General features: G+C 76.6%; 15 protein-coding genes and 1 pseudogene. 7 read left to right on the top strand and 9 right to left on the bottom strand.

Features of this window, described 5'->3' with window-relative positions:
* Nucleotides 1–8: 8 nt before the first annotated feature.
* Together cofG and cofC are read right to left on the bottom strand one after the other, a co-directional pair.
* Nucleotides 9–1,289 (bottom strand): annotated as a pseudogene (gene cofG, locus ACRYR8_RS03945) (7,8-didemethyl-8-hydroxy-5-deazariboflavin synthase CofG); the annotation flags it as partial.
* A 38-nt stretch (nucleotides 1,290–1,327) separates the two neighbouring features.
* On the bottom strand, nucleotides 1,328–1,963 hold the full coding sequence (gene cofC / locus ACRYR8_RS03940; RefSeq protein ID WP_432482772.1) for a 2-phospho-L-lactate guanylyltransferase: 636 nt from the start codon (nucleotides 1,961–1,963) through the stop codon (nucleotides 1,328–1,330).
* A 62-nt stretch (nucleotides 1,964–2,025) separates the two neighbouring features.
* Between cofC and ACRYR8_RS03935 the strand changes: the two genes are divergently transcribed.
* The 3 genes from ACRYR8_RS03935 to ACRYR8_RS03925 are packed head-to-tail and all read left to right on the top strand — an operon-like array spanning nucleotide 2,026 to nucleotide 5,098.
* Nucleotides 2,026–2,487 carry a molybdenum cofactor biosynthesis protein MoaE gene (locus ACRYR8_RS03935; RefSeq protein ID WP_432482771.1) on the top strand — a complete coding sequence of 154 codons (462 nt, stop codon included), beginning with the start codon at nucleotides 2,026–2,028 and terminating at the stop codon, nucleotides 2,485–2,487.
* A gap of 44 nt (nucleotides 2,488–2,531) precedes the next feature.
* Nucleotides 2,532–3,614, top strand: coding sequence for an FO synthase (locus tag ACRYR8_RS03930; protein WP_432482770.1), 1,083 nt, complete (start codon nucleotides 2,532–2,534; stop codon nucleotides 3,612–3,614).
* Nucleotides 3,611–5,098: a flavin-containing monooxygenase gene (locus ACRYR8_RS03925; protein WP_432482769.1), complete on the top strand. Its 1,488-nt coding sequence runs from the start codon at nucleotides 3,611–3,613 to the stop codon at nucleotides 5,096–5,098. The genes ACRYR8_RS03930 and ACRYR8_RS03925 overlap by 4 nt, the downstream gene beginning before the upstream one ends.
* 48 nt (nucleotides 5,099–5,146) lie before the next feature.
* Here ACRYR8_RS03925 and ACRYR8_RS03920 read toward each other — a convergent pair whose 3' ends face one another.
* Together ACRYR8_RS03920 and moaA are read right to left on the bottom strand one after the other, a co-directional pair.
* Nucleotides 5,147–5,416, bottom strand: coding sequence for a MoaD/ThiS family protein (locus ACRYR8_RS03920; RefSeq protein ID WP_432482768.1), 270 nt, complete (start codon nucleotides 5,414–5,416; stop codon nucleotides 5,147–5,149).
* Between the two features lie 3 nt (nucleotides 5,417–5,419).
* On the bottom strand, nucleotides 5,420–6,523 hold the full coding sequence (gene moaA, locus ACRYR8_RS03915; protein WP_432482767.1) for a GTP 3',8-cyclase MoaA: 1,104 nt from the start codon (nucleotides 6,521–6,523) through the stop codon (nucleotides 5,420–5,422).
* A gap of 191 nt (nucleotides 6,524–6,714) precedes the next feature.
* Between moaA and ACRYR8_RS03910 the strand changes: the two genes are divergently transcribed.
* On the top strand, nucleotides 6,715–6,870 hold the full coding sequence (locus ACRYR8_RS03910) for a hypothetical protein (RefSeq protein ID WP_432482766.1): 156 nt from the start codon (nucleotides 6,715–6,717) through the stop codon (nucleotides 6,868–6,870).
* A gap of 82 nt (nucleotides 6,871–6,952) precedes the next feature.
* Here the strand turns inward: ACRYR8_RS03910 and ACRYR8_RS03905 are convergent, their stop codons facing one another.
* The gene (locus ACRYR8_RS03905) at nucleotides 6,953–7,243 is read right to left on the bottom strand and encodes a WXG100 family type VII secretion target (RefSeq protein WP_432482765.1); all 291 of its coding nucleotides are present in this window, start codon (nucleotides 7,241–7,243) and stop codon (nucleotides 6,953–6,955) included.
* 154 nt (nucleotides 7,244–7,397) lie between these two features.
* On the opposite strand from ACRYR8_RS03905, the gene ACRYR8_RS03900 reads away from it, so the two are divergent.
* Nucleotides 7,398–8,045, top strand: a complete 648-nt coding sequence (locus ACRYR8_RS03900) for a DUF4031 domain-containing protein (RefSeq protein ID WP_432482764.1) — start codon at nucleotides 7,398–7,400, stop codon at nucleotides 8,043–8,045.
* A gap of 65 nt (nucleotides 8,046–8,110) precedes the next feature.
* Here the strand turns inward: ACRYR8_RS03900 and ACRYR8_RS03895 are convergent, their stop codons facing one another.
* The 3 genes from ACRYR8_RS03895 to ACRYR8_RS03885 form a co-directional block, all read right to left on the bottom strand.
* A complete protein-coding gene (locus tag ACRYR8_RS03895; protein ID WP_432482763.1) occupies nucleotides 8,111–9,592 on the bottom strand; it encodes a S1C family serine protease in 1,482 nt (493 codons plus the stop codon).
* A 106-nt stretch (nucleotides 9,593–9,698) separates the two neighbouring features.
* Nucleotides 9,699–11,327: a sensor histidine kinase gene (locus ACRYR8_RS03890; RefSeq protein WP_432482762.1), complete on the bottom strand. Its 1,629-nt coding sequence runs from the start codon at nucleotides 11,325–11,327 to the stop codon at nucleotides 9,699–9,701.
* Nucleotides 11,324–12,043: a response regulator transcription factor gene (locus tag ACRYR8_RS03885; RefSeq protein ID WP_432482761.1), complete on the bottom strand. Its 720-nt coding sequence runs from the start codon at nucleotides 12,041–12,043 to the stop codon at nucleotides 11,324–11,326. The genes ACRYR8_RS03890 and ACRYR8_RS03885 overlap by 4 nt, the downstream gene beginning before the upstream one ends.
* A gap of 78 nt (nucleotides 12,044–12,121) precedes the next feature.
* Here ACRYR8_RS03885 and ACRYR8_RS03880 point away from each other — a divergent pair, with 78 nt between their 5' ends.
* Both ACRYR8_RS03880 and ACRYR8_RS03875 read left to right on the top strand, forming a co-directional pair.
* The gene (locus tag ACRYR8_RS03880; protein WP_432482760.1) at nucleotides 12,122–12,907 is read left to right on the top strand and encodes a HipA family kinase; all 786 of its coding nucleotides are present in this window, start codon (nucleotides 12,122–12,124) and stop codon (nucleotides 12,905–12,907) included.
* Nucleotides 12,900–13,292 carry a DUF3037 domain-containing protein gene (locus tag ACRYR8_RS03875; RefSeq protein WP_432482759.1) on the top strand — a complete coding sequence of 131 codons (393 nt, stop codon included), beginning with the start codon at nucleotides 12,900–12,902 and terminating at the stop codon, nucleotides 13,290–13,292. The genes ACRYR8_RS03880 and ACRYR8_RS03875 overlap by 8 nt, the downstream gene beginning before the upstream one ends.
* Before the next feature lie 81 nt (nucleotides 13,293–13,373).
* Here the strand turns inward: ACRYR8_RS03875 and ACRYR8_RS03870 are convergent, their stop codons facing one another.
* Complete coding sequence (locus ACRYR8_RS03870; RefSeq protein WP_432482824.1) at nucleotides 13,374–15,329, bottom strand: PhoX family protein; 1,956 nt, start codon at nucleotides 15,327–15,329, stop codon at nucleotides 13,374–13,376.
* Between the last annotated feature and the right edge of the window lie 56 nt (nucleotides 15,330–15,385).

Below are 15,385 nucleotides of genomic sequence, written 5' to 3'. Positions count from 1 at the left end.
GCCACCCGCTGCCCCACGGGGCGGGCCGACTCCACCGCCAGGCCCGTCGCCGGGTCCGCCAGCGAGGCCAGCGGAGCGTGCAGCCCGGCGTCGATCCACTCGTCGCTGCCGCCCAGGGCGTCCAGGACGAAGCGCGGGTGGGCGGTGAGGCGCTCGGCGAGGTGGAAGCCCGCGCCGCGCGTGGTGGCCGCCAGGTCGTCCAGCTGCGGCCAGGGCCGCTCGGGGTTCACGTGGTCCGGCGTCAGCGGCGAGACCCCGCCCCAGTCGTCGACGCCCGCGGCGAGCAACTGCTCGCGCTGGCCGGGGTCCGACAGGTTCGGCGGGGCCTGCAGCGAGACCGACGGGCCCAGCAGCAACCGCGCCACCGCGATCGCGGCCAGGTACTCCTCGTGGCCCAGGTCGTCCGCGCCGCGCATGGCCGTGTCGTCCTTGGCGCGGAAGTTCTGGACGATGACCTCCTGCACACCACCGTGCTCGGCGGCCACGTCGCGGATCGCGAGCAGCGAGTCCACCCGCTCCGCCGGCGTCTCGCCGATCCCGACGAGGACCCCCGTGGTGAACGGCACCCGCGCCCGGCCGGCGTCGTGCAGCACGCGCAGGCGCAGGGCGGGGTCCTTGTCGGGGGAGCCGTAGTGGACCTGGCCAGGCTCGCTCCACAGCCGTGTCGCGGTGGTCTCCAGCATCATCCCCATCGAGGGCGCCACCGCCCGCGAGGAACGCAGCGCCTCGAACGTCATGACGCCGGGGTTCAGGTGCGGCAGCAGGCCCGTCTCGTCGAGCACCAGCCGCGCCAGGTGCTGCACGTACTGCAGCGTGGTGGCGAAACCCCGCTCGTCCAGCCAGCGGCGCGCCGCACCCCAGCGGTCCTCCGGGGCGTCGCCCAGCGTGAACAGCGCCTCCTTGCACCCGGCGGCCGCGCCGGAGCGGGCGGTGGCCAGCACCTGCTCCGGTTCCAGGTACGCCGCCGGCACGCGGCCCGGCACGGTCGCGAAGGTGCAGTAGTGGCAGCGGTCGCGGCACAGCCGCGTCACCGGCACGAACACCTTCCTGGAGTACGTCACCACCCCGGCCCGCCCGGCGCGGGCCATCGCCTCGTCGCGCACGGGCCCGGCGAGCGCGCACAGGGCCGCCAGGTCCGCGCCGCGCGCGTGCAGCAGCACCTCCGCCGCCGCGGCGTCCAGCTCCCCGGCGCGGGCGGCTCCCAGCGCGGCACGCACCCGCGCCGGTTCCGGGGCGGGGGAGGGGACGGGCGCGCGGTGGCGCGGTGCGGGCAGCGACGTGCTGGTCATCGGGTCCTCCGCGGGGTCGAGGGGCCGGGGACGGGCGTTCACGGGGTGCACGGCGAGGTGAGCACCATCTCGCCCAGGGCCGCCGCCGTGCGCGGGCCCACGCCCAGGGCCGTGGCCTCGCGCAGGGCGTCCAGGGTGTCCACGTCGCGGCGCAGGGAGGGCAGGGCCCCGGTCAGCTCCCGCGCCCCGGCGGTGCGGTGCGCGGCGGCCGAGGCCCGGCCGAAGCGGTGCGGCGGCACCCCGTCGCGGTCGGCGACCAGCACGCTGCCGTCACCGTCGGCGTCGGGCACCAGGACCGGCCCGGGGCGCGCGGCAGCGGCGGCCAGGGCCGCGCCCAGGTCCTCCGGGCGCAGCGCGGGCAGGTCCGCCACGAGCACGGCGGTGGGGCCGGGCGGCAGGGCCGCCAGCCCGGCGTCCACCGCGCGCGCCAGGCCGGGACCGCCCGCGGGCACCGCCCGGGCACCCAGCCCGGCGGCGGCGGTGCGCACCCGCTCGTCGTCGCTGACGCACACGACCTGCTCGACCGCGCCGCAGCGCAGCACGGCCTCCAGGCAGTCCAGCGCCATCGCGGTGGCCAGGGCGAGGCGCGGCCCCGGGGGCAGCGCCAGCCGCGTCTTGGCGTCACCACCGCCCTTGACGGGGACGACGACCCGCCAGGTCCCGGACTCCACCACGCAGGGAGTCTCCCCCACGGCGCACCGCACCGCGCCCGGGCCCCCGCCCCTACGCTGGCCCCGTGGCGACCGCACCCGACACCTCCCGCCTCGACGCGCCCGCCCGGCGGGTGGCCCGCGCGGCGGTCACCGAGGACGTCCTGGACGTCGCCGAGCACGCGGCCCTGGTGACGGCCGCCGCCGCCGGGGCCGTGGTGACGTTCGCGGGGGTCGTGCGCGACCACGACGGCGGCCGCGGGGTGGGGGACCTGCGCTACGTGGGCCACCCCAGCGCCGGCGCCGTGCTCGCCCGGGTGGTCGCCGAGGTGGCGGCCGGCGCCGACGTGGACGCCGTGGCCGTCAGCCACCGCCTGGGGGACCTGGCCGTCGGCGAGGTCGCGCTCGCGGTCGCGGTCTCGGCCGCGCACCGCGCCGAGGCGTTCACCGCCTGCGCGCGCCTCGTGGACGAGGTGAAGGCGCAGCTGCCGGTCTGGAAGCACCAGCGCTTCACCGACGGCACCTCCGAGTGGGTCGACTGCCCCTGACGGCCCGCGGCGCCCGCGCGCGCCCGCCGGGTTAGCCTCGCCGCGTGCCCACCGCCGACCTGCGCGCCGCGCTGCGCACCGCCGCCTCCGATCCCGCGCGCCTGACCGACGCGCACGCCGAGGCGCTGCTGGGTGCCGACGGCGACGCCTTGCGGGAGCTGTGCTCGATCGCCGACGCCGTGCGGGCGCAGCGCGCCGGTGACGCGGTCACGTTCGTCGTCAACCGCAACCTCGACACCGGGCGGGTGGGGGCCGGCACCCCGCAGGCCCGCGCGCGGGTGCGGGAGCTGGCCGCCGAGGCGCAGCGCCTGGGCGCCACCGAGGTGTGCGTGCAGGGCCCGCTGCCGCCTGGTGCCCCCGCCGACGGCTACCTGGACCTGGTGCGAGACGTGGCCGCCGGGGCGCCGGGGATCCACCTGCACGCCTTCCGGCCCGCGGAGGTGGCCGACGCCGCCGAGCGTCGCGGCAGCTCGCCGCGCGAGTTCCTGCTCGCCGCCCGGGAGGCCGGGCTGGGGTCGGTGCCGGGCACGGCCGCGCGGATCCTGGACGACGGCGTGCGCGAGCGCCTGGCCGGGGGACCCGACCTCCCCGTGGCCCGGTGGGTGGAGCTGATCAGCACCGCCCACGAGGTGGGCCTGACGTCCACGGCGACGATGGTCCACGGGCACGTGGAGACCCCCGCGCAGCAGGTGGCGCACCTGCGGCTGCTGGCCTCGATCGCGGAGCGCACCGGCGGGTTCACCGAGTTCATCCCCATGCCGTTCGTGCCGCCGCCGGGTGCGGCGCTGCCGGCGGGCTGCCGGCCCGGGCCGGACGCGCGGGAGGTGCGCGCCGTGACGGCGGTGGCGCGGCTGCTGCTGGCCGGGCGGATCGACCACGTGCAGGCGCCCTGGCCGAAGCTGCCCGAGGCGCTGGTGCTGCAGCTGCTGGCCGGGGGCGCCGACGACCTGGGCGGGCTGCTGCTGGACGGCGACCTGGACCCGGCCGCCGGGCAGGAGCAGGGGCTGACGATGACCCGCGCGGACGTGGAGCGCCTCGCCGCGGTGCTGGGGCGCGGGGTGCGCCGGCGCACCACCCGCTACGGCGACCCGGCCGGCCCGCCGGAGCCGTCGACCGTCCCGGCGTGAGCGGCGGCGTGGAGGCCGGCGTGAGCGGTGCGCGGGTGGGCGGCGCGCAGGAGGTCGACGTCGTCGTGGTGGGCGCGGGGTTCGCCGGCATCGGCGCCGCCGTGCAGCTGGCGCGGCGCGGCCGGGAGTCGTTCGTGGTCCTGGAGCGCGCCGGCGACGTGGGCGGCACCTGGCGCGACAACACCTACCCCGGCGTGGCGTGCGACGTGCCCGCCCACCTGTACTCCTTCTCCTTCGCCCTCAACCCGTCCTGGTCGCGGGTGTTCGCCCCCGGTGCGGAGATCCACGCCTACCTCCGCTCCGTCGCCGCCGAGGTCGCCGACAGGGTGCGGCTGGACACGCCGGTGCGCTCGGCCCGCTGGGACGCCGCGGCGCAGCGCTGGGACGTGGGCACCGCGGGCGGGCGGTTCCGCGCCCGCGTGCTGGTCCTGGCCGCCGGGCGCCTCACCGAGCCGCGCCTGCCCGAGGTGGCGGGGCTGGGCTCCTTCGACGGGCCGGTGGTGCACTCCGCGCGCTGGCGCGAGGACGCCGGCTGGGACGGCGCGCGCGTGGGCGTGGTCGGTGCCGGCGCCAGCGCGGTCCAGGTGGTGCCCGAGCTGGCTCGCCGGGCGGCGCGGCTGACGGTGTTCGCGCGCAGCGCCCCGTGGGTGGTGCCGCGCGGGGACCGGGCGTACTCGCCCGCCGAGCGGGCCGCCTTCGCCGCCGACCCGGGTGCGGTGCGTCGCCTGCGCGAGGAGGTGTTCGCGCGGATGGAGACGGGCATCGCGGCCCGGCACCGCGAACCGGGGGAGCTGGCGCGGCTGCGCGGGCGGGCGCTGGAGCACCTGGCGGCCCAGGTGGCCGACCCCGCGCTGCGCGCGGCGCTGACGCCGGACTACGAGGTGGGCTGCAAGCGGGTGCTGCTGTCCGACGATTTCTACCCGGCGCTGCAGCGGCCCGGGGTGCGCTGGGTGCCCTCGGCGCTGCGGCGCCTGGAGGGACGCACGGCGGTGGCCGCCGACGGCACCCGCGCGGAGCTGGACGCCCTGGTGCTGGCGACGGGTTTCGCCACCGCGGCCCAGCCGTACGCCGAGCTCGTCACCGGCCGGTGCGGGACCCTGGCCGCCGCGTGGTCGGCGGGGATGGTCTCGCACGCCTCCACCGTGGTGCACGGCTTCCCCAACATGTTCGTGCTGGACGGCCCGAACGCCACGCTCGGGCACAACTCCGCCGTCCACGTCATCGAGAGCCAGCTGGGCTACCTGCTGGGGGCGCTGGACCACCTGGCCGGCGCGCCCGGGCCGCTGGAGGTCACCGCCGAGGCGCAGCGGCGCTACACGCGCCGGCTGGACGAGGCGGCGGCCGGCACGGTGTGGCTGCGCGGGGGCTGCTCCAACTGGTACGTGGACCCGCGCAGCGGCCGGCTCACGCTGCTGTGGCCGGACACCGCCACGGCCTTCCGCGAGCGCAACGGCACCTTCGACCCGGCACCGTTCGCGGCCTGAACCGCCCGCCGCGCCGCCTCGGGCGGGGTGGGTGGCCGCGGCCGCCGCTCAGCCGCCGGCGAAGGGCGGCAGGACGTCGACGACGGCGCCTGCCGGCAGCGGGTCGGTGCGCTCGGCGGTCACGCCGTCGAGCAGGAAGCTGCACGCGGTCAGCACGCGGGTCAGGTCGGCGCCGCGGGCGCCGCCCACGGCGGCGGCGAGGTCGGCGACGGTGGCACCGGGGGGCAGCTCGACGCTCTCCTCCTCCACACCGGCCGCTGCCGCGGCACCGGCGAAGTAGCGCACGCCGACGGTGGTGCTGGTCGTCCGCTGGGTCAACGCTCAGCCTCCGATCGAGCTCATGGGGCGGGTGGGGTGCAGGAACGCGGGGTCGTCGACGTCGTGGCCGGGGAGCTTGCCCCACATCGCCGCGCGCCAGGTCGCGGCCAGCTCGCCGTCGCTCGCCCCGGCGCGCATCGCGTCGCGCAGGTCGGTCTCGGTGGTGGAGAACAGGCAGGTGCGCACCTGGCCGTCGGCGGTGAGGCGGGTGCGGTCGCAGTCGCCGCAGAACGGGCGGGTCACCGAGGCGATGACCCCGACGTCGCCGGTGCGGCCGTCGGCGTCGGTGACGTCCCACGTCTCGGCGGGGGCGGACCCGCGGGCGGAGCCCGGGCGGGGGGTCAGCTCGAACCCGGCGCGCAGCGCGGTGAGGATCTCGTCGGCGGTGACCATGTCGCTGCGCTGCCAGGTGCCGTGCGGGTCCAGCGGCATCTGCTCGATGAACCGCAGCCGGTAGCCCTCGCGCAGCGCCCAGCGCAGGAGGGGCACGGCCTCGTCGTCGTTGGTGCCGCGCAGGAGCACCGCGTTGACCTTGACGGGAGCCAGGCCGGCGTCGGCGGCCGCCCGGGCGCCGGCGAGCACGTCGGCGTGGCGGTCGCGGCGGGTGATGGCGGCGAAGCGCTCCGGGCGCAGGGTGTCCAGGGAGACGTTGACGCGGTCCAGGCCGGCGGCGGCCAGCCCGGCCGCGCGGCGGGCCAGCCCGACGCCGTTCGTGGTCAGGGAGGTGCGCACGCGCTCGCCCGCGGGGGTGCGCAGCGCTGCGGTGGCGGCCACGACGTCCTCCAGGCCGCGGCGCAGCAGGGGCTCGCCGCCGGTGAAGCGGACCTCGTGCACGCCGAGCTCACGCACGGCCAGGGTGACCAGCCGGACGACCTCGGCGTCCTCGAGCACCGCGGGCCGCTCCAGCCACGGCAGGCCCTCGGGAGGCATGCAGTAGTGGCAGCGCAGGTTGCAGCGGTCGGTCAGCGAGACGCGCAGGTCGCGCGCGGTGCGCCCGTGCCGGTCGCGCAGGGGGCCGCTGCGGAAGCGCTCGTCCGCGGCGTCGACGGCTCCCCGCTCCCGCTCCGCGGGCCGCACGGCGGGGAGACCAAGGTCGACGCTCGTCACGGCCTCACCCTAAGCGCCGGGCCCGCACGGGCTCGGCACCTCCGGTTTCGCGCTGAGGGCCCGCGCGATGACTGCCGGTAACGAGAGCATCACGATTCGTTGATCGGCGCGATCCTGACTCGTTTCTGACTGGATTTTGGCCGATGGAGGGCGTAGGTTCAGGTGAACGCAAGATGAACGGGAGGTGCCACATGAACGACATCCAGGCCAAGAAGGTGGGAGCTTCCCGCGGCCCGCAGGCCCAGTGGGTGACCGTGCGCGACGCGAAGGGGCGTCCGCACCTGGAGATGCGGTGGATCACGTCGAGCGCGGCGTCGCGCCCGGCCCCGCTGCAGCGCGCCGCCTGATGATCACCCAGGAGGGGCCGGACCGCCAGCTGAGCGGCGACCGGCCCCTCCTGCCGTCTCCGGCGAGCGCACGGGCGGCCGCTCAGCCCGCGAACATCCGCGCGTTGGCCGCCTCCACGTCGGCGTACTGACGGCCCGCCTGGGCCAGCGCCCGCTGGATCTCCTCCAGCGAGGCGCGGACCCGGTCCTGGGTGCCTCGCCACTGGGCGCTCAGCGCCTGGAAGCCCGCGGCCGCCTGCCCCTTCCAGCACGACTCCAGGTCCAGCAGGTGCCGCATCATGCCGTCCACCTCGCCGGCCAGGTTCGCCGCCGAGGCGGAGACCGCCGCGCTCGCCTGCTCCACGCGCGCGCTGTCGACCTCGAACCTGCTCATGGGATCCTCCTCCGCGCGGGACGTCCCGCGCCGCGTGGGGGAGAGCCGTCCCTCCCCGCCGGACACCGACGCTAGGCGGCGCGAGGAGCCCGGTGCCCACGTCGTCCACACCCGGGTGCGCACCCCGGTGCCGCGGGCGCCGGTGGATCCCGCGGTGACCGTCCTCGTCGACGCCGCCCGCTACCCCGCCCACGGCCGGTGGTGGGCCCACCTGGCCAGCGACCGCTCCCTGGCGGAGTTGCACGCCTTCGCCGCCGGCCTCGGCGTACCGCGCGGCGCCTTCGAGGGCGACCACTACGACGTGCCGGCCGAGCTCGTCGAGCGCGCCGTCGCGCAGGGCGCCGAGCCCGTCGGCACCCGCGAGCTCCTGCGCCGCGTGCGCGCGGCCGGCCTGCGCACCCCCAAGCGGCGCGGGGAGAAGGTCCTGGCCACCACCGACGTCGCCGGCACGCGCGTCGACGTCGTGCGCGCCCCCCGGGTACCCGCCCCGCACGGCACCGGCCACCTGCTGTCGGTCACCGCCGCCGGGGTGCTGCTGACCGCCGCCGGCCGGCTGCCGCTCGCACCGCCCGGTGAGCCGGGTGGTGCGCCGCGCCCCGTCCTCGGCTTCCGCCGCACCTGGCGGCGCGGGGCCGACGGCACCGCGGTGCTGCACGACCCCGTGCTGCTGTCCGCCCCCGGTGAGGCACCCGGCGCCGGTCCCGGCGCGCGCACCGCGCCGCTGGGCGACCCCGCCGTCACCGGCGCCTGGTGGTGGCCGCTGGCCCGCGAGCACCTGGTGCACGAGTCCCCGGTGCGCTGACGGCCCCGCAGGCACCGGGGCCCGGCCGCGGGTGCGGCCGGGCCCCGGTGCGGGACGGCGGGTGCTCAGCTCTCCGGGCGCGCGGTGAGCGTCGCGGTCAGCGTCTCCTCGCGGCCGTCGCGCACGACCGTCAGCTCGACCTCGCTGCCGACCGCCTTCTCGCGGATCGCCGCCGTCAGGGCCTCGTAGCCGGCGGTGTACGAGCCGTCCACGGCGGTGATGACGTCGCCGACCTGCACCCCCGCCTCCGCGGCCGGGGTGCCCTCGCTCACCGCGGCGACCTGGGTGCCGGTGCGGGTCTGCCCGCCCGCGGTGACCGTCGGGTCCTCCTGCGTCAGGCTCACGCCCAGCCAGGCGTGCTCGGCGGTGCCGTCCTCCACGAGCTGGTCGGCGATCATCGCCACCTCGTTGGAGGGGATCGCGAAGCCCAGCCCGATGCTGCCGGACTGCGAGGACGCCGACGAGCTCAGCGACGCGATCGACGAGTTCACCCCGATGACGCGGCCGCTGGAGTCCAGCAGCGCGCCGCCGGAGTTGCCCGGGTTGATCGCCGCGTCGGTCTGGATGGCGTTCGTCGCGACCGTCTCGGAGGTCTGCTGGCCGTACGGGCTGCCGAAGGGGCTCTGCTGGCTCTCGGTCTCCGCGGTGGTCAGCACCGGCCGGTCCACGGCCGAGACGATGCCCGTGGTGGCGCTGCCGGCCAGGCCCAGCGGGTTGCCCAGCGCCATGACCGCCTGGCCCGGCACGACCTCGTCGGAGTCGGCGAACGTCGCCGGGCGCAGGTCCGCGGGCGGGTCCTGCAGCTGCAGGACGGCCAGGTCGGTCGCCGGGTCCGTGCCCACGACCGTCGCCTGGTACTGGCGCCCGTCGCTGAGGGTGACCACGATCTGCGCGTTCGACCCCGCGCCGCTGACGACGTGGTTGTTGGTCACGACGTGGCCCTGCGCGTCGTAGACGATGCCTGAGCCCACGCCCGAGGCCGTCGAGGAGGAGACGGACACGGCGACCACGCTCGGGGAGACCGAGTCCACCACGGCCTGCCAGTTGACGGTCGTCTCGCTGACGCCCTGGATCGTGGCGCCGGAGGCGGAGGCCGCCGAGGAGCCCGTGCTGCTCGCGTCCTGCCCGAAGGCGCCGAGCAGGCCGGCGGTCAGCGCGCTGGCGGCCACCGCGCCGGCGATCGCCACGCCCGCCACGCCCGCCCAGCCGGGCCGGCGCCGCGGACCGCGACCGCCGCCCCCGCCCCCGCCCCCGGAGCCGTCGCCGCCGGGCGGCGTGGGTCCACCGGGCGTCGCCCAGGGGTCGTGCTGCGGCGCGGCGTACCCGCCGTGCTGGTCGTGGCCGCCGTGCAGCGGCTGGGTCGGGTACCCGCCCTGGTACCCGCCCCGGTAGGCGGCCGGGTGGCTGTCCGGGTGGTCCCCGGTGGGCTGATCGCCCTGGCCGGCGCCGTGCCAGCGGGACGTGACCGCGGTGCCGGTGCCCGTGGGGCCGCCGGACGACGCGTAGCTGCCGTCGGTGGTGCTGAGCTGGTCGTCGGGGCGGTTCATCCTCGTTCACCTCTGGTGTGCGGGGGGCGGGGGCGGGGGCGCTGCGCCCCTCGTCCCCCCCATTGACGGCCCCGCACCTGCAGGACCTCCCGGAACCGGCTGGACGTCAGCTGTGAATCCGCGACGCCCGGGGCGGTCCGGCCGGCCCCCGGCCGCCCGTGCCGCCGTCCACGTCGTCGTCCACGTCGTCGCCCGGGTCGTCGACGGCGTCCCCCGGGGTGCCGGGCAGCGGTGCCGGGGCAGCCCGGAACCGCACCCGGAAGGTCGCACCGCCGCCCGGGGTGGGCGTCACCGCCACCGTGCCGTCGTGGCCCTGCACGATGCTCGCCACGATCGCCAGCCCCAGCCCCGAGCCGCCCCCGGTGCCGCGCCGGCGGGAGGCGTCGACCCGGTAGAACCGCTCGAACACCTTCTCGGCCTGCTCCGGTTCCAGGCCGGGGCCGTGGTCGCGCACCTCCAGCACCGACTCCGGTCCCGACGGGCCCGCCACCCGGCCGACCGCGACCTCCACGGGCGCGCCGGCGGGTGTGTGGTGCAGCGCGTTGGCCAGGAGGTTCGTCACCACCTGCCGCAGTCCCGCCTCGTCGGCCAGCACGACCGCCGACGACGGCCCGGCGTCCTCCCGCAGCCCCACCAGCCGCACCGGGCGCTGCGGGTCCAGCGCCCGCGCGTCGTGCACCGCGTCGGAGGCCACCACGACCAGGTCCACCGGCTCGCGCTGCTGCGCGCGCCGACGCTGCGCCTCGTCCAGGCGGGCCAGCGCCAGCAGGTCCTCCACCAGCCGCCCCAGGCGGGTCGACTCGCCCTCGATGCGGCCCATGACGTGCGCCACGTCCTGCGGTTCGCGCACGGCGCCCTGCCGGTACAGCTCGGCGAACCCGCGGATCGCCGCCAGCGGGGTGCGCAGCTCGTGGCTGGCGTCGGCGACGAACCGGCGCATCTGCTCCTCGGAGCGCTGCTGGGCGCGGAAGGACTCCTCGATCCGCGCGAGCATCGCGTTCAGCGCCGCGGCCAGCCGTCCGATCTCCGTGGTCGGCGGGGCGCTGCGCACGCGCCTGGACAGGTCGCCGGCCGCGATGGCCGAGGCGGTGCGCTCGATGCCGTCCAGCGGCCGGAAGGAGCGGCGGATCACCACCGCGGCCAGGCCGGTGCCCAGCAGCAGCACCGACGTGCCCGCCAGCAGGGCGACCGTGCGGTAGCGCGCGAGCGTCTCCTGCACGCCGGCCAGCGGCAGCGCCACGGCCGCGTTGACGGGCACGGTGTCGAAGGTGAGGAGCAGCACCCGCCACTGACCACCGCCGTCCTCGCCGCCGACGGTGAAGGCGGTGCCCGCCCGCTCGGCGACCACCTCGCTCGTCAGCTCCGGCAGGTCCGGGCGCGCCGTGCAGCCGCGCGAACCGTCCGCGGGCGGGCACAGCTCGGTCAGGGTGCCGCCGTCCACGTCGGTCAGGAGCACGTAGAAGGAGGAGAAGGGCACCGCGTCGCTGGGGTAGCCCTGGGCCAGGTGCGACAGGGACACCTCCACCGCGACGCGCCCCCGGTCGTTCAGCTCCTCGTCCACCTGCCGCAGCAGGTTCGAGCGCAGCAGCGTCAGCGACACGCCGCCGAAGACGGTCATCGCCACCAGCAGAAGCGCCACGGCGATGACCAGCAGGCGCGTCTGCAGCGGCACCCGCTCCTCGGCGCCGCGCACCCGCCCGCGCCAGCGGCCCGGCGCCGCCCAGGCCCGACTCACCCGGCGTCCGAGGGCACGCGCAGCACGTAGCCGACGCCGCGCTTGGTGTGGATCAGCGGCACCAGGCCCTCGGTGTCCAGCTTGCGGCGCAGGTAGGAGATGTAGGACTCCACGATGCCCGCCTCGCCGTTGAAGTCGTAGTCCCACACGTGGTCCAGGATCTGCGCCTTGGACAGGACCCGGTTCGGGTTCAGCATGAGGTAGCGCAGCAGCTTGAACTCGGTGGGCGACAGGTCCACGGGCCGGCCGGCGCGCCGCACCTCGTGGGAGTCCTCGTCCAGCTCCAGGTCGTGGAAGACCACCCGGCCGGAGTCGGTGCCGCTGGGACCGCCGGTGCGGCGCAGCACCGCGCGGATGCGCGCCACGACCTCCTCCAGGCTGAACGGCTTGGTCACGTAGTCGTCGCCGCCGACGGTGAGGCCGTTCACCTTGTCCGCGGTGTCGTCCCGGGCGGTCAGGAACAGCACCGGCACCGGACGGCCCCGCTCGCGCAGCTTGCGCGTCACGGTGAACCCGTCCAGGTCCGGCAGCATGACGTCCAGCACCACCAGGTCCGGGCGCACCTTCTCGGCCAGCTCCAGCGCCTGGGCGCCGTCGGCGGCCGAGGTCACCTCGAAGCCCGCGAAGCGCAGGCTGGTGGCGAGCAGCTCACGGATGCTGGGCTCGTCGTCGACGACCAGCAGCCGGGCCTCCGGCGGGGTGTTCGTGCTCCTCACACCCCGATCCTGCCCCCGCCACCTGGGAAGCACCTGGGGACGCGCTGGGGCGGGCGGCACCCTGGCAGACTCGCCCCCGTGCTGCGTCCCGTCACCGCCACCCGGTACGTGCTGCCGCTGCGCGAGGGCGGCAGCATGCCGGGGCTGTGCGAGGCCGACGACCTGGGCACGTACGTCGTGAAGTTCTCCGGCGCCGGGCAGGGCCGGCGGGTCCTGGTCGCCGAGGTGCTCGCCGCCCGCCTGGCCGCGGCCCTCGAGCTGGAGGTGCCGGAGCTGGTGACGGTCGAGGTGGACCCCGTCATCGGCCGCGGCGAGCCGGACGAGGAGGTGCAGGACCTGCTGCTGCGCTCGCCGGGGGTCAACCTGGGCATGGACTTCCTGCCCGGGGCGCTCTCCTTCGACCCGGCCGTGGACCCGGTGGAGCCGGCGTGGGCGTCGCGGGTGCTGTGGTTCGACGCCTTCGTGCTCAACGTGGACCGTTCCTGGCGCAACCCCAACGCGCTGTGGTGGGGCGAGCGCCCGTGGCTGATCGACCACGGTGCAGCGCTGTACTTCCACCACGACTGGGCGCGCGCCGCAGCGAGCGCGGCCCGGCCGCTGCGGCACGCCGAGGACCACCTGCTGCTGCGGGCCGCGGCCGACGTGGCGGACGTGGACGCCGCCTGCGCGGCGGCGCTGACGCCGGACGTGCTGCGCGCCGCCGTGGACGACGTGCCGGACGTGTGGCTGGAGGCCGAACCGGGGTTCGGTTCCGTGGACGAGGTGCGCGCGGCCTACCTGGAGTGGTTCGCCGCCCGGCTCGCCCCGCCGCGGCCCTGGGTGGGCGAGCTGGCCGCCGTGCAGCGGGAGGCGCGTCGTGGCTGAGGGCCTGGACGTCTACGAGTACGCCGTCGTGCGGGTCGTCCCGCGGGTGGAGCGCGCGGAGTTCCTCAACGCCGGCGTGGTGCTGTGGTGCCGCGCGCGCGAGCACCTGGCCGCCCGCACGGCGCTGGACGCCGCCCGCCTGCGGGCGCTGGCGCCGGACGTGGACGCCGCCGCGGTCGCCCGGCACCTGGGAGCGCTGGAACGGGTGTGCGCCGACGACCACGCCGCCGGGGCCGCTGCGGCCGAGCCGCGCGGGGCCCGCTTCCGCTGGCTGACGGCCCCGCGCAGCACCGTGGTCCAGACCTCGCCGGTGCACTGCGGGCTCACCGCCGACCCGGCCGCGGAGCTGGACCGGCTGCTGCGCGCCCTCGTCACCGGCACCTGACGCCCCGGGCCCCTGGAACGCCCGAGGGCGGCCGGGGGAGCCGAAGCCCCACCCGACCGCCCCCGGGCGGTCCCGCCTCGATCAGGCGCGGTAGATCTGGCAGACCGACGGGCGCGGCTGGCCGGTGCCGTCGTAGGGGAAGGTGGACGCCGGCGCGTCGATGGTCGCGGTATCGATCTCACCGGGGTGCTGCACCGCCAGGAACACGGTGCGGCCGTCCTCGGCGATGACCGGGCCGCAGGCCTCCGCGCCGACCGGCACGGACGCGAACTGCCGCACCTGGCCGCGGTTCGGGCCGTCGACGACGACCTCGAACAGGCCGTCGTTGGTGCCCAGCGTGCTGCCGTCCGTGGAGATCCACAGGTTGCCCGTGCTGTCGAACGCCACGTTGTCGGGGCAGGAGATCGGCGAGACCTGCGCGGGGTCGAAACCGCCGAAGTAGGTGCTCTGGTCCTCCGGGTCGCCGCAGACGAGCACGAGGTTCCAGAAGAACTCCGTCGCCGCGGCGTCGTCGCGGGCCTCGACGATCTCGATGACGTGCCCGTCCTTGTTGATGGGGCGGGGGTTCGCCTCGTCGACGGCGGGCTTGTACAGGGTGCCGCGCTGGGTGTTGTTCGTGCACGCCAGGTACACGCGGCCGTTGACGGGGTTGCGCTCGACGTCCTCGGGGCGGTCCATCTTCGTGGCGCCCACGGCGTCACCGGCGGCGCGCGCGTTGATCAGCACCTCGTCGACCGACATGCCCGGCACGAGGGAGCGGCCGTCGCGGGTCAGCTGCACCCAGCGGCCGCGGCCGTCGTAGCGCTCGTCCTCGATGCCGTCGCCCTCGAAGACGGCCACGTACAGGTCGCCGTCCTCCAGCAGGCGCATGTTGTGCTTGCGGTCGCCCTCGCGGTACTTGCGCTTGGAGATGAACTTGTACAGGTACTCGAAGCGCTCGTCGTCGCCCATGTAGGACACCGCGCGCCCGTCGGCGGCGATGGAGATGGTGGCGCCCTCGTGCTTCATGCGCCCCATCGCGGTGTGCTTGCGGGGCGTGGAGGTCGGGTCGTGCGGGTCCACCTCGACGACCCAGCCGAACCGGTTGGGCTCGTTGGGCTCGGCCACGGAGCCGAACCGCTCCTCGATGCGCTCCCAGCCGCGGCCGCTGCTGCCGACCACGCCGTAGCGGTCGCTCTCGCCGGGGCCCTCGCCGCCGGGCTCCTCGGCGGAGAAGAAGTAGCCGTTGAAGTTCTCCTCGCCGGACAGGACCGTGCCCCACGGCGTGGTGCCGCCGGCGCAGTTGCCGAAGGTGCCGATCGGCTTGCGGCCGGACGGGTCGGAGTTGGTGCGCAGCGCCTTCGCGCCGGCGGCCGGGCCGGTGAACTCGAACTGGGTCATCGGCGTGATACGGCGGTTGAACTCCGAGTCGCGCACGTACGCCCACGGGGAGTTCTCGTCGGCGCGACGCAGCTCCACGACCGACATGCCGTGCGCGGCCAGCGAGATGAGCAGCTGCTCGTCCGTGGCGTTCTCCGCGCCGGTCCAGTCGCGGAACATCAGTTCCTCGTTGGTGTACTCGTTGTTGCACACCAGCAGGGCCCGGTTCGGGTCCTGCATCGGGACGATGGTCGTGTAGTCGTTGTTGTAGCCGAACTGGCCCAGCTGGGCCTCGGCGGTCTGGTTCTCGAAGTCGAAGTCCGGTGCGCCGGGCAGGATCGGGTCGCCCCAGGAGATCAGCGGCGCCCAGGTCCAGCCGGCCGGCACGTCGAAGGAGTCCACGTCCGCCGGGACGGGTGCGATGACGTCGAAGTCCACGGCGTGGCCCGGGTCGAACGGGTCGGCCAGCAGGTTCACGTCGCCGGAGGTGCCGAAGGCGCTGGCGCTGGCCTGCGGGGCCTGCGCCACGGCGGCACCGGCGACGCCCAGGCCCACGAGCCCGGCGAGGACACCGCGCCGCGAGACGGCCGAGCGGACGACGTCGCCGAAGTAGGCGTTCTCGGTGCGGTTGGGGACGGGCTTCGCGCACGAGGTCGCGCAGCGGTAGTGGCAGGTCATCGAGCTGCGGCGACCGGCGGGGGCGTAGGGCAGCAGTTCCAGCGTCGGGCGGCAGG

The organism is Kineococcus esterisolvens (assembly GCF_050871405.1).
GTDB lineage: Bacteria > Actinomycetota > Actinomycetes > Actinomycetales > Kineococcaceae > Kineococcus.
Note: the sequence above shows the minus strand (reverse complement) of the source record. Positions and strands in the feature narration are given on the sequence as shown.

Bases quoted from the DNA above. Each gene is read 5' to 3' on its own strand.
- ACRYR8_RS03910 (WP_432482766.1), top strand. From the start codon at position 6,715: ATGAACGACATCCAGGCCAAGAAGGTGGGAGCTTCCCGCGGCCCGCAG.
- ACRYR8_RS03905 (WP_432482765.1), bottom strand. From the start codon at position 7,243: ATGAGCAGGTTCGAGGTCGACAGCGCGCGCGTGGAGCAGGCGAGCGCG.
- ACRYR8_RS03895 (WP_432482763.1), bottom strand. From the start codon at position 9,592: ATGAACCGCCCCGACGACCAGCTCAGCACCACCGACGGCAGCTACGCG.
- ACRYR8_RS03870 (WP_432482824.1), bottom strand. From the start codon at position 15,329: ATGACCTGCCACTACCGCTGCGCGACCTCGTGCGCGAAGCCCGTCCCC.